Source organism: Nitrosomonas sp. sh817 (assembly GCF_030908545.1).
Taxonomy (GTDB): Bacteria; Pseudomonadota; Gammaproteobacteria; order Burkholderiales; family Nitrosomonadaceae; genus Nitrosomonas.
The window spans coordinates 2010202-2023714 of record NZ_CP133083.1 but is presented as its reverse complement, the minus strand read 5'-3'; the positions used below and the strand labels follow the sequence as shown (position 1 = coordinate 2023714).

Here is a 13513-nt window from a genome sequence, read left to right as displayed (position 1 = left end):
TTTTTGATTGCTTCAACAGCATTCATCGCGAATTAGCCATCCATGAAAGTCAACAAACCATTCCGCCTCCCGAGGAAAAAAACACCGGCAGCCTCGCGTGTTCCCGCTAAGGCGATCGCAACGGCGCCAGATAAACAACCTCCGGAAACACCCAAATCACTCGCCAAGCAGCCAGCGGCAAGTTTTAAGCTGCAAAAAGTGTTGGCGCAAAAAGGATTGGGGTCTCGACGGGAGATGGAAGAGTTGATTGCCGCCGGGCAAGTTACTTTGAATGGCCAGGTTGCGCAACTCGGTGACCGTGCCGGACCGGACGATGTGATTCGTATCGGCAGGCGAACCATCCGTGTTCATTTCAATGAAGAATTACCCAAAGTTCTGTTGTACCACAAGCCTGAAGGAGAAATTGTCAGCCGGGACGATCCGCAAGGCCGCTCGTCGGTGTTCGATAAATTACCGCATCTGCGGTCATCGAAGTGGATTGCAGTCGGACGCCTCGATTTCAACACCAGCGGTTTGCTGATTTTCACCAGCGATGGCGTGCTGGCTAACCGCTTGATGCACCCCCGGTTTGAGATGGAACGCGAATACGCGGTACGGATACTCGGTGAGTTGACCGAGGAACAAATGAAACAATTAACCACCGGCGTACCGCTCGATGATGGGCAAGCGGCGTTCACCTATCTGGCCGACGAGGGAGGCGAGGGCGCTAATCACTGGTATCGTGTCATTTTAAAGGAAGGCAAAAACCGTGAAGTGCGACGCATGTTTGAAGCGATTGGCATCACCGTCAGCCGCTTGATGCGCGTGCGCTTTGGACCAATCAATTTGCCGCCGCGTCTTAAACGCGGGCAATGGTTGGAGCTCGATGAAAAAGAAACGCGACGGTTATTGGCGCTGATCAAACGCGATGTAATGTAAAAAGCAGCGATACACCGCTTACTTACAAGTTGCGCTAGAAAAGAAAAGAAAGTAACATTCGTGCTTTTCCAAAGATAAGGGTTTGGGGGTTATTAATGGCTAATAGTGCACAAGCGAGAAAACGTGCTAGACAAGCTATCAAAAGAAGAGCGCATAATGTTCATTTGCGATCGCAACTGCGTACCGCCATTAAGTCGGTAAGAAAAGCAATTGCGGGTGGCGATAAAGAAGCGGCTAAAAGTGTGTTTATTGATTCAGTGGGAACGATCGATTCAATAGCCGGTAAAGGTATTATTCATAAAAATAAAGCATCACGTTACAAAAGCCGATTGTCTTCAGCGATTAAGTTGATGAATTAATTGGTTGAAATATAATCTTCAATGATTCATTGATTACGCTAACCATATAATCAAGATATCCAAAAGAAGATATTTAAGAGCAAATGAAGAAATTAATGGAAAACCAAAGGAGAGAGAGATGAATGCCAAGAGCTGGCTGAAGAGAGGGGCGCTGATGTTAGGGCTCGTGATAGCAGGGGGATTGCAAGCGGGGAACATACCGAGTGTGCCGAACGAGCTGTACGAAGCGCTGAAGCTGGATCGGGAGAAAGTATCGCCGAAGGAATTATATGAAGCGGTAGTGAAGCGTTACAAGGATCCTGAACAAGGAGCCGGGCGCGGCACACTGGCGCAATACTGGGAACCGATACCGTACGGGATTTATTTAGACCCGGCGACATTTTACAAATCGCCGACCACAAACAAAGAAATAGCGAGCCGTAAGGAATGCGTGGAATGCCATACGGACGAATCACCGGTCTGGGTACAAGCATGGAAACGCAGCACCCATGCGAACTTGGACAAGGTGCGTAACTTAAAACCGAGCGATCCGACTTTTTACAAGAAAGCCAAACTGGAAGAAGTAGAAAAGAACCTTCGCTCGATGGGCAAACTGGCGGAAGGTGAGAACCTGAAAGAAGTCGGCTGTATCGACTGCCACGTAGAACCGAACGCGAAGAAAAAAGCGGATCACACCAAAGACATCATCATGCCGACAGCGGATGTGTGCGGCACCTGTCACTTGGCGGAATTTGTCGAACGTGAATCGGAAAGAGACACGATGATCTGGCCGCATGACCAATGGCCGGATGGACGTCCATCGCACGCGCTGGACTACAAAGCCAACGTAGAGACCACGGTATGGGCGGCGATGCCACAACGAGAAGTAGCGGAAGGCTGCTCGATGTGCCACACCAACCAAAACAAATGTGACTCCTGCCACACCCGCCACGAATTCTCGGCAGCGGAATCGCGCAAACCGGAAGCCTGTGCTACCTGTCATAGCGGTGTAGACCACAACAACTGGGAGGCGTACTCGATGTCCAAGCACGGCAAGATGGTATCGATGCTGGGCGACAAATGGAACTGGGAAGCACCGCTGAAAGACGCCTATGCAGTAGGTGGACAAAACGCACCGACCTGTGCGGGCTGCCACATGGAATACGAAGGCGAATACAGCCATAACATGGTAAGAAAGATCCGCTGGGCAAACTATCCGTTTGTACCGGGCATAGCGGAAAACATCAGAAGCGAATGGTCGGAAGCGCGATTGGACTCATGGGTAGTCACGTGTACCCAATGCCACTCCGAACGTTTTGCACGCTCTTACCTGGAACTGATGGACAAAGGCACCCTGGAAGGGCTGGCGAAATACCAGGAAGCCAACGCAATCGTACATCAACTGTATAAAGAAGGCCTGTTGACAGGACAAAAAACCAACCGTCCTGCACCACCGGCACCGGAAAAAGAAGGTTACGCCTACTTTGCGCAACTGTTCTGGTCGAAAGGCAACAGCCCAGCGGCGATCGAGCTGAAAGTACTGGAAATGCACGAAAACGACCTGGCCAAGATGCACGTAGGATTGGCGCACGTCAACCCAGGTGGATGGACTTACACCGAAGGTTGGGGACCGATCAACCGCGCGTATGTTGAAATTCAAGACGAAAACACCCGCATCCGTGAAATGGTTGCACTGCAAGAACGTGTTAAAAATCTTGAAACCAAGAAAACCAGCTTACTCGACTTAGACGGCACAGCAGAGAAAATCTCTCTGGGCGGTTTAGGTGGTGGCATGCTACTGGCCGGAACACTGGCATTGGCAGGCTGGCGCAGACGTAAGCAAAGCGAAGCTTGATAGGCGCTGACACGACAGATCGCACTACCAAAGTAGTGCGATCGGGAGACAAGCTGCTCCCGTCATTAGGGATACTCCTGGTGACGGGAGGTTTGCTTTTGTTAGGCTGGTTTGCCTATCTTTGGTTTAAACCGATACCGGCGCCTTATCAATACCAACTGATAGCGGAAGGCGATGTGCAAAAATTCGGCAAAATGGGGCTGGAAGACTGGCCTGAGCTGAAGCTAAGCGAATACAAAGTCAAAGCGGAAGGAATCGACAAACCGATCGCGGAATTTATCGTCGCCCAACAAAACGCTGAGCCCCCGGTATTGATTTACTGGAAGAACAGCACCAACGAAGTACTCTATAACTTCGACCGCAAGCCATCGGAACTGACGGTACTGGCAACCGCAATCAGCAAATACGCACCGAAAGACGCATTGATACTCAGCTGGTGGGACACCTCACGGCAAATCAAACTGCTCACCGGACGCGACACTTTCTTTACCAACCACCTGAACGAACCGCTGATGATACCGGTTCCATGGCTGGAACAAAGTGAAGCGATACGCGCGTATGAAAAGCAATTCTGGGAAAGCAAACCCGACGCCAAAGAACTGGAACGCTTCAAACAATTCAGCGGGGCACTAGCGGCGCCAGCGGAAGAAGGCATCAAACAACTGCGGCAACTGATAGGATCCGACCGGGAAACCTACCTGATCGTACACGTAACCGACTTATACAAACTGGGACTCATGTACCCGGAAGAAATTGGCGTCGCCTATCAAAACTTCCCGATGACAGGCAACATGCACGGCCTCATCAACCAAATGAAAGTACAGGTGAAGGAAAACAACTTTGACACCTACACCCTGCAATCGTTGTCGGACAATGAAATCCGGGTATTCTTCCTAAGCGACGAAAAGAGCAGCCAAACATTGCTGGCCAGAATGTTGCCGTTTGTAGACAAACCAGCACCGACAGAACTGGAACTGGCGCAGCTGATCTATCAACAAGGCGGCTACTGGGTATACAAACTGCCGTAGAGAACAGCAAGGACTCAGGGAACACAAAAGAACGCAAAGAAAGTACAACACCGGCACAACAAAAAAGGCGCAAAGCGGCCACATAGTCATTTACACAAACGGACGATAGCGTACAATACGAAGCCATCGGAATTGGATTAAAAAAGCATAAAGCATAAAGGAGGAAGGATGAAACACCCGATCGCATACATACTATCAATATTGGCAGCGGCATTATTTTCCAGTGCGGCACTGGCGGATTTTGAAGGACGCACCAAATGCAGCTCCTGCCACAAATCGCAAGCGAAATCCTGGAAAGACACCGCGCATGCCAAGGCGATGGAATCATTAAAGCCTGGCGCCCGCAAAGAAGCCAAGATCAAAGCGAAGCTGGATCCGGACAAAGACTACACGCAAGATAAAGACTGCGTAGGCTGTCACGTTGACGGCTGGGGTAAGAAAGGCGGCTACACCATTGAAACAGCGAAAAAGCCACTCGCGGCGGTTGGCTGTGAATCCTGTCATGGCGGCGGCAAGAACTACCGAGGAGATCACCGCAAAGCAGGTCAAGCATTTGAAAGCAAAGGCACCACCACACAGCGTAAAGTGGTTGCAGACAAAGGACAAGACTTTCATTTTGAAGAAGCCTGTGCAGCCTGTCACTTAAACTACGAAGGTTCACCGTGGAAAGGCGCGAAAGCACCGTACACACCGTTCACACCGGAAGTAGACGCGAAATACAAGTTTGACTTTGACAAGATGGTCAAAGACGTCAAAGCGATGCACGAACACTACAAACTGGACGGCACTTTCGTAGGCGAACCGAAATTCAAGTATCACGATGAATTCCAAGCAAGCGCCAAGGAAAAAACAGCGGACAAAAAAGGTAAAGGGAAAGAGTAATGACAGGGATACAAAAAGGAGCGATAGGCACGCTACTGACAGGCGGGTTACTCGGGATATTGCTGGTAGCGGTAGTATTTGGTGGAGAAGCGGCACTCTCAACCGAAGAATTCTGCACCAGTTGTCACTCGATGACCTACACGCAAACGGAACTGAAGCAATCGACGCATTATGGCGCGTTGGGCGTCAATCCTGGCTGCAAGGACTGTCATATACCGCAAGGATTCAAGAACTTTCACTTAGCGCTGTATACCCATGCGGTGGATGGTGCGCGGGAACTGTACTTAGAACTGATCAATGACTACTCGACGCTGGAGAAGTTTAACGAGCGGCGATTGATCATGGCGCATGATGCGCGGATGAATCTGAAGAAATGGGACAGTGTGACGTGCAGAGACTGTCATAAAGACCCGAATCCACCGGGAGCGGATGCACAGGAAGCGCACAAGAAGTTAAAGACGGAAGGTGCGACGTGCATAGACTGTCATCAGAATTTAGTACATGAAGAAGCGCCGATGACGGACTTGAATGCGAGTTTGGCAGCTGGCAAGATGGTGCTGAAGAAAGATGAAGACAGTGATGAAGATGGGGACGAGGAAGACGAAGAGGATGAAGACGAGGGGGAATCTGGCGCAAATGAAGCCGGAGAATCCCAAAGTGATGAAGATGACGAGGATGACGAGGAGTAAGTGGCAGTTATTCTTCTGAAACAGGTTTTCTTCGATTTTTTCAGTGTTAAGTAATAATATTAGAAACTGATATCTGTAAGAATTAACAGCCCGCCTTTGGCGGGCTTTTTGTTAGAGCGAGGTTGTTTTAATGTTGGATCATTTTCCAAAACCTGATGCGAACTATCCACACAGAAATAGAGATTATTTTATTGCGGGGTTTACTTTTTTTTGTGTCGCAGTCAGTTTGGTAATTGATGGTAGTGCTAGTTACGAGACTCAAAATTTGCTTGGCGTGATTGCTTGGATTTTTCTGGCTGGCTTATTGATTGGTGAGAACAGAGAAGTGAGAATGCAAGTTGTTGTCGCTGTAGCATTTGCGACTGCAGGTGAACATTTTGCATCTATTTATATGGAAGGGTATACCTATCGGTTTGGCAATGTGCCTCTTTACGTCCCGCCTGGACATGGTATGGTATATTTAACGGCTGTGGCACTTTCGCGCTCACGTTTTTTCTTGATGAATGCCAAAAAACTGGCTATTTTGGTAATTATTGTTGGTGGACTGTGGTCGCTATGGGGCATTAGCGGTATACCGGAACAAGGTGATCAAGTTGGTGCTTTTTTATTTTGCATTTTTGTAATCTGTCTTTTTAAAGGCCGATCACCAATGGTTTATTTAGGAGCTTTTTTTATTTGTACATGGCTCGAGATTATTGGCACGGCGGCAGGTACATGGAAGTGGGCTTCAATTGAACCGGTGTTCAATTGGAGTCAAGGAAATCCTCCTAGTGGGGTTGCAGCTTGGTATTGCTTGGTTGATGCGGTTGCGATTGGATTTTCTCCTAAAATTCTGAGTGCTCTGCAAAAAATGAATAACTGGTATAAAGCGTCCATGATCAAATGATCGCATGACCAAGTGTTTTTTATGAAAATGTGGTTGGTGTTGAATTGTAATTTATTGTCGTAAACGTTTTGAAAGGATTAGTTGTGACTGTTGTTCGTTTACCTGATGGATCAGAACGTACTTATGATGAGCCCATAACAATCATGGATGTGGCGTCATCAATTGGTGCAGGGCTTGCCAGAGCAGCGATTGCCGGGAAAATTAATGGAAAATTGGTTGATGTTTCCAGTCCAATCAATGGAAATTGCGAGCTTTCGATTATTACGGAAAGAGATCCTGAAGGGATTGAAATCATACGTCATTCTTGCGCGCATTTGCTCGCACATGCTGTGAAGGAATTATTCCCCGAAGCGCAGGTTACGATTGGACCTGTCATCGATGATGGGTTTTATTATGATTTTTCATATAAACGGCCATTTACACCTGATGACCTTGCTGCAATTGAAAAACGGATGTCGGAAATCAGTCGACGTGATTTAAGAATTGAAAGAAAAATTATGGACCGCACAGAAGCCATTAATTTTTTTAAGCAACAAGGAGAGCACTATAAAGCACAGATAATTGAATCAATACCAGGAGATGAGCAGTTATCGCTTTATTCACAAGGCAACTTTACTGATCTCTGTCGAGGACCACATGTCCCAGCGACCTCGAAGATTAAAGTTTTTAAGTTGATGAAAGTAGCGGGTGCGTATTGGCGCGGTGATTCGAACAACGAAATGTTGCAGCGTATTTATGGTACTGCGTGGACCAATAAGGACGATCAGAAAGATTATCTGCACAGACTTGAAGAAGCTGAAAAAAGAGATCACCGAAAAATTGGAAAATTGCTCGATTTATTTCATACGCAAGACGAAGCGCCCGGAATGGTATTCTGGCATCCTAAAGGTTGGATTTTATGGCAACAGATTGAGCAGTATATGAGAAACATTCTGAATCAGAATGGTTATCAGGAGATTCGCACACCACAGATTTTGGACAAAGAGCTTTGGGTGAGATCCGGACATTGGGAGAATTTTCGTGAAAATATGTTTACAACAAATTCCGATGAACGGGATTTTGCTATTAAGCCGATGAATTGTCCTGGTCACGTACAAATATTTAATCAAGGTCTACGGAGTTACCGGGAGCTTCCGGTTCGACTGGCGGAGTTTGGTTCCTGTCATCGAAATGAAGCATCTGGCGCATTGCATGGCATTATGCGAGTCAGAGCTTTTACGCAAGATGACGCACATATCTTTTGTACTGAAGATCAAATTCAAGAAGAAGTAGTCCGGTTTATTGATTTATTGAAAATTGTTTATGCGGATTTCGGTTTTGTAGATATCATGGTGAAACTTTCAACTCGACCACTTAAGCGAGTTGGCTCAGACGAGCAGTGGGACAAATCAGAGGCGGCTCTTGAAGCCGCGTTAGCTGAGGCAAAGTTGAATTGGGAATTGCAACCGGGCGAAGGTGCGTTTTATGGTCCCAAAATTGAGTTTTCACTCAAAGATTGTATTGGAAGAGTGTGGCAGTGTGGAACGCTTCAACTGGATTTTTCTATGCCGGATCGTTTAGGCGCTGAATATGTCGCTGAAGATAACTCCCGCAGGATACCCGTTATGCTGCATAGAGCTATATTGGGTTCCTTGGAAAGATTTATCGGTATTTTAATAGAAAATTATGCGGGAGCCCTTCCATTATGGCTATCGCCAGAACAGGTCGTTGTATTGAACATTTCACGTTCGCAGGTTGATTATGCTGAGAAAGTAGCTGAACACTTGAAGCAACATGGCATTCGTGCAAGCTTGGACTTGAGAAATGAGAAGATAACCTATAAAATTCGGGAGCATAGCCTGCAGAAACTTCCTTATCAAATTATTGTTGGGGATGAAGAGGTTCAAGCAAATTTGATTTCCGTTCGAAACCGGGGCGGAGAGAATTTAGGTCAAATGACCGTTAATTCATTGCTTGAGCAACTCAAGAAAGAAATATCATTAAAGCGTTAAAGCGATAGATTGTTTAATAGAATTATCTTGGAGAATTTGCCATAGTTCAGGAAAAATCAGTGCGCATCAATGAAGAGATTGATGTGCCAGAAGTTCGGTTAATTGGGGTCGACGGAGAACAGGTTGGTATTGTTAAGCTTGCCGCTGCGAATGCAATGGCAGAGGAAGCAGGAGTCGATCTTGTTGAAATTGCACCAACAGCACAACCACCTGTTTGTCGTTTGATGGATTATGGCAAGTTCCGCTATCAGGAAAGTAAGAAGAAGCATGATGCAAAAATAAAGCAGAAACAGGTACAAATTAAAGAAATTAAATTTAGACCTAATACGGACGAGGGTGATTACAATATCAAATTGAAAAGTTTAATAAACTTCCTAAATGATGGTGATAAAGTTAAAGTGACCTTGCGTTTCCGAGGAAGGGAAATGGCTCACCAAGAGTTTGGGATGCGCTTATTAGAACGAATTAAACTTGATTTGGAATCTTGTGCCATAGTTGAACAATTTCCAAAAATGGAAGGTCGACAAATGGTCATGGTATTATCGCCCAAGCGCAAAGATATACGGATAGATAAACCTAAATCTGCTGCGAATGATTCGACAATCATTTCATAACTCCGCTTTTTGCTTTTAAATCTGTAAGTGATTTACCTGAAATAACAAGTGATTTTTAGGTCTGGAAAGCTTTCAATATTGAAACACCTAGAATCATATTAAATGAGGAGAATGTATGCCTAAAATGAAAACCAAAAGTGGCGCAGCAAAGCGCTTCAAATTTAGAGCCAATGGGAGTATCAAACGCTCGCAAGCCTTTAAACGTCACATATTGACAAAAAAGACGACCAAAAACAAACGCCAATTGCGTGGGGTTGCGGCTGTTCATGCTACGAATGAAGCTTCAATCCGTGCAATGATGCCTTACGCATAACGAGGAGCGATCATGCCTAGAGTAAAACGTGGTGTTACAGCGCATGCGCGCCATAAGAAAATTTTGGATTTGGCCAAAGGGTATCGTGGTCGACGTAAGAATGTTTACCGGATAGCAAAACAAGCTGTCATGAAAGCGGGGCAATATGCTTACCGGGATCGCCGCCAACGGAAAAGGCAATTCAGGGCGCTTTGGATCGCGCGGATTAATGCTGCGGCTCGCGAATTTGGTCTTTCCTATAGCGTATTTATGAATGGCTTAAAAAAAGCCAGTATTGAAGTCGACAGGAAAGTTTTGGCAGACTTGGCAGTATTCGATAAAAGTGCATTTGAGAAAATTGTGCAGCAAGCCAAGGCCAGTTTGGCTATATAAGTGATTTGCATTTATTTTTGAACATGGGAGGTCGGGTGAAGCCTGAACCTCCCTTTTTCTTGTAGGGCATAATGGAATTTTTACGATTGTTCTTTAATATTGAATTGCTATGAATAATCTGGAAGAAATAATCACAGAAGCATCAAATTTGATGAATAGTACTGAAGATGCGATTGAATTGGAAAATGTCAAAGCACGATATCTTGGCAAAAGTGGCATTTTGACTGATTTGCTAAAAGGTTTGGGCAAGTTACCCGCCGAGCAACGTCCCATGATGGGTAGCCTAATTAACGAAGCCAAGAACCGGCTAGAGACAACGCTAAAATTGCGACGCGAGGCAATTCAGGCCAAAGAGCTAGAAGCAAAACTTACTGAAGAAGCCCTCGATGTTACCTTGCCAGGGAGAGGAACCAGCTTTGGCAGTTTACATCCAGTAACACAAACATTATTGCGAATTGAAACATTATTTCATTCAATTGGATTTGATGTTGCCTCAGGCCCAGAAATAGAAACCGATTTTTACAACTTTACGGCGCTCAATATCCCTGAAAATCATCCTGCTAGGGCGATGCATGACACGTTTTATATAGACAAAAGCAATTTATTGCGTACCCATACCTCTCCCGTACAGATTCACTATATGCAGAACAACAAACCCCCGATTAAAGTCATTGCGCCAGGAAGAGTTTACCGATGTGATTCCGATGTGACGCATACTCCGATGTTTCATCAAGTTGAGGGTCTGTGGATCGATGAAAGTGCGAATTTTTCTTCTTTAAAAGGAGTTTTAGCGGATTTTATGGCGCATTTCTTCGAACAGGAAGATTTGGCCGTGAGGTTCAGGCCATCCTTCTTTCCGTTTACCGAACCATCCGCTGAAATGGATATTGGTTGTGTTATGTGCAATGGAAAAGGTTGCCGCGTATGTAGCCATACCGGATGGTTAGAAGTACTCGGTTGCGGCATGGTTCATCCAAATGTATTAAAGCATGTCGGAATTGATAGTGAACGCTATATTGGATTTGCTTTCGGAATGGGCGTCGAACGCTTGACGATGCTTCGATACGGCGTTAATGATTTGAGATTGTTTTTTGAAAATGATTTACGTTTTCTGAAACAATTCAATTAATCTATCGATTATTCAACAATTATTATCAATCTGAAAGTCTTATGAAATTTTCTGAAAACTGGTTACGCAGTTTTGTGAATCCTCCTTATAGTAGTGCCGAGTTGGCTCATGTGCTTACGATGGCAGGCATTGAAATTGAGAGCATTGTACCGGTAGCGGCTGTATTTAATAGTGTTGTGGTGGCCGAAGTTGTTTCGGTCGAAAAACATCCGACCGCAGATCGCCTAAAAGTTTGTCGCGTGAAGACCGGAAAATCCGATAAGGATTTCTTACAAATTGTTTGTGGCGCTCCCAATGTAGCTGTGGGAGTCAAGGTTCCTTGTGCGCTGGAGGGGGCGAATCTGCCCGGCTTTACTATCAAGCAAACAAAATTACGCGGGATAGAATCTTTTGGGATGCTGTGTTCCGCGAAGGAGCTAGGAATCAGTGAAGCGGCCGAAGGCTTGCTGCTGCTCCCGGAGGATGCGCCGGTAGGTGTTGATTTCCGTAACTATTATGGGCTTGATGATAATGTATTTGAGTTAAAGCTAACTCCCAATCGCGCTGACTGCTTAGGGATTGCGGGTGTGGCGCGAGAAGTTGCCGCTATTACGAATGCGGAGCTGAATTCGAATGCATTAGAACAGTGCCATACACCAGCTGAAATTGAAGAAACGTTAAAGGTGCAAGTGGTAGCGGCAGATGCTTGTCCGCTATATTGCGGGCGGATAATGCGAGAAATAAATCCGGATGTAGCTACGCCGATGTGGATGGCTCAAAGATTGGAACGAAGTGGTATCCGGTTGATTAATGCTATTGTCGATATTACCAACTACGTACTGTTGGAAACTGGGCAGCCGATGCATGCTTTTGATCTTGCTAAAGTATCGGATGCCATTCAGGTGCGATATGCGCACTCTCACGAGAAGATACAACTGCTCAATGGTAATCAGATTGATCTAACTCCTGAAATGTTGCTCATTGCTGATGCGCATAAGCCGCTGGCACTGGCAGGCATTATGGGGGGGATGGACAGTGGTGTGACACAAGGCACGGTTGACCTTTTTCTGGAAAGCGCTTTTTTTAGTCCGGGTGTGATCAGTGGCAAATCGTTTGTACTTGGATTTAGTTCGGATTCCGCTTATCGGTTTGAGCGCGGAGTTGATTTCTCAGTAACCAGGAATGCATTGGAACGCGCTACTTATCTCATACAATCCATTTGTGGCGGTAAAGCGGGCCCTATCACTGAAGTTAAACATCAATTACCGCTGCGGACAGCGGTTAATGTTCGCATTGATCGGATTAAGAGGGTGCTGGGTATTGAATTAAGTAAACATCAAGTTGCTGACTTTTTTGATCGTTTGGGTTTGAAATTTTCCGAGAAAGATAATGTTTTTGTAGTGATACCACCAAGTTATCGCTTTGATTTATCAATTGAGGAAGATTTCATTGAAGAATTGGCACGTATTTATGGATACGATCGTATTCCAAGTTTTAGTCCGCATGCCAATATGGTCATGTTGCCGGCTTCCGAGAAAAAGCTTCCGGTGTTGGAGATGAAGCGATTATTAACGGTTCGTGATTATCACGAGGTTATTAATTATGCTTTTGTAGATGAATCTTGGGAGCGTGAATTAGTCAATAATAGCGATCCTATTGAATTAATGAATCCCATTGCGAGTCAAATGAGCGTTATGCGCAGCACGTTGATTGGTGGTCTCATTTCGAATTTGCAATTTAATTTGAATCGAAAGCAAACCAGGGTGCGTTTGTTTGAAGTTGGCTGTTGTTTTGGCAGAACGGAAGATAACCATTATTGCCAGCTTGAGAAACTTGCGGGACTTAGTTACGGCGATGTTGTTGCAGAGCAATGGGGGATACCGGAAAAAAGTGTCGATTTCTATGATGTCAAAGCTGATGTTGAAATACTATTCAAAGGGCGAAACGTGCATTTCAGCAAATTTTCTCACCCCGCTTTGCATCCAGGGAAAACGGCACGAATCACGATTGATGGTCAATCTGTCGGGTGGCTAGGTGAGTTACACCCGCATTGGCAAAAAAAATATGGTTTGCAAAAAAATGCGGTACTGTTTGAAATCGATCTGGATAGCTTGCTACAAAGAACGATACCAACAGTAACTGAAGTTTCTAAATTTCCACCCATTCGGCGAGACGTAGCAGTTTTGGTTGATAATGATATTAATGTTCAAACGCTCCTTGACGGCATGTATGCAGAAAAATCAGAGATTGTTACCGATATTTCGCTATTCGATATTTATCGCGGGAAAGACATGGGAGATACCAAAAAAAGTCTTGCATTCCGTGTGTTGTTACAAGATACTGAGAAAACATTAACTGATGCGGAAGCGGATTCTGCAGTAACCCAGTTAATTGAAATTTTGAAAAATAAATTCGGCGCAACATTAAGAAATTAATTGTCGCCGGATAAAAAGATATTTCTATTTTTAGTGTCGTTGAATTTTCATCTTGAGCTAACAGGACCATCCTGCTTAAGGTAT

The 13513-nt window shown here is 45.4% G+C and carries 13 protein-coding genes; all 13 read left to right on the top strand.

The window, feature by feature from the left end; all coding sequences use genetic code 11:
- Nucleotides 1-42 precede the first annotated feature (42 nt).
- Nucleotides 43-918, top strand: coding sequence for a 23S rRNA pseudouridine(2605) synthase RluB (gene rluB, locus RBH92_RS09495; protein ID WP_307931837.1), 876 nt, complete (start codon nt 43-45; stop codon nt 916-918).
- A gap of 95 nt (nt 919-1013) precedes the next feature.
- On the top strand, nt 1014-1277 hold the full coding sequence (gene rpsT, locus RBH92_RS09490) for a 30S ribosomal protein S20 (RefSeq protein WP_292923557.1): 264 nt from the start codon (nt 1014-1016) through the stop codon (nt 1275-1277).
- 118 nt (nt 1278-1395) lie between these two features.
- Complete coding sequence (locus RBH92_RS09485) at nt 1396-3111, top strand: multiheme c-type cytochrome (RefSeq protein ID WP_374049933.1); 1716 nt, start codon at nt 1396-1398, stop codon at nt 3109-3111.
- Nucleotides 3108-4139: a hydroxylamine oxidation protein HaoB gene (gene haoB, locus RBH92_RS09480; RefSeq protein ID WP_307931835.1), complete on the top strand. Its 1032-nt coding sequence runs from the start codon at nt 3108-3110 to the stop codon at nt 4137-4139. Before RBH92_RS09485 ends, haoB begins: the two co-directional genes overlap by 4 nt.
- A gap of 168 nt (nt 4140-4307) precedes the next feature.
- The gene (gene cycA, locus RBH92_RS09475; RefSeq protein WP_307931834.1) at nt 4308-5021 is read left to right on the top strand and encodes a cytochrome c-550 CycA; all 714 of its coding nucleotides are present in this window, start codon (nt 4308-4310) and stop codon (nt 5019-5021) included.
- Complete coding sequence (locus RBH92_RS09470) at nt 5021-5710, top strand: NapC/NirT family cytochrome c (RefSeq protein ID WP_307931833.1); 690 nt, start codon at nt 5021-5023, stop codon at nt 5708-5710. The genes cycA and RBH92_RS09470 overlap by 1 nt, the downstream gene beginning before the upstream one ends.
- A 130-nt stretch (nt 5711-5840) precedes the next feature.
- Entirely contained in the window at nt 5841-6596 is a 756-nt protein-coding gene (locus tag RBH92_RS09465; protein ID WP_307931832.1) for a hypothetical protein, read from the top strand.
- Between the two features lie 83 nt (nt 6597-6679).
- Nucleotides 6680-8587, top strand: coding sequence for a threonine--tRNA ligase (gene thrS, locus RBH92_RS09460; protein WP_307933953.1), 1908 nt, complete (start codon nt 6680-6682; stop codon nt 8585-8587).
- A 59-nt stretch (nt 8588-8646) separates the two neighbouring features.
- A complete protein-coding gene (infC, locus tag RBH92_RS09455; protein WP_307931831.1) occupies nt 8647-9201 on the top strand; it encodes a translation initiation factor IF-3 in 555 nt (184 codons plus the stop codon).
- Between the two features lie 115 nt (nt 9202-9316).
- Complete coding sequence (gene rpmI / locus RBH92_RS09450) at nt 9317-9514, top strand: 50S ribosomal protein L35 (RefSeq protein ID WP_292925626.1); 198 nt, start codon at nt 9317-9319, stop codon at nt 9512-9514.
- 12 nt (nt 9515-9526) lie between these two features.
- Complete coding sequence (gene rplT / locus RBH92_RS09445; protein WP_292925627.1) at nt 9527-9886, top strand: 50S ribosomal protein L20; 360 nt, start codon at nt 9527-9529, stop codon at nt 9884-9886.
- Between the two features lie 109 nt (nt 9887-9995).
- Nucleotides 9996-11015 (top strand): phenylalanine--tRNA ligase subunit alpha, encoded by a 1020-nt coding sequence (pheS, locus tag RBH92_RS09440; protein ID WP_307931830.1) that lies wholly within the window; start codon nt 9996-9998, stop codon nt 11013-11015.
- Between the two features lie 41 nt (nt 11016-11056).
- Entirely contained in the window at nt 11057-13429 is a 2373-nt protein-coding gene (pheT, locus tag RBH92_RS09435; RefSeq protein ID WP_307931829.1) for a phenylalanine--tRNA ligase subunit beta, read from the top strand.
- Nucleotides 13430-13513: the final 84 nt, after the last annotated feature.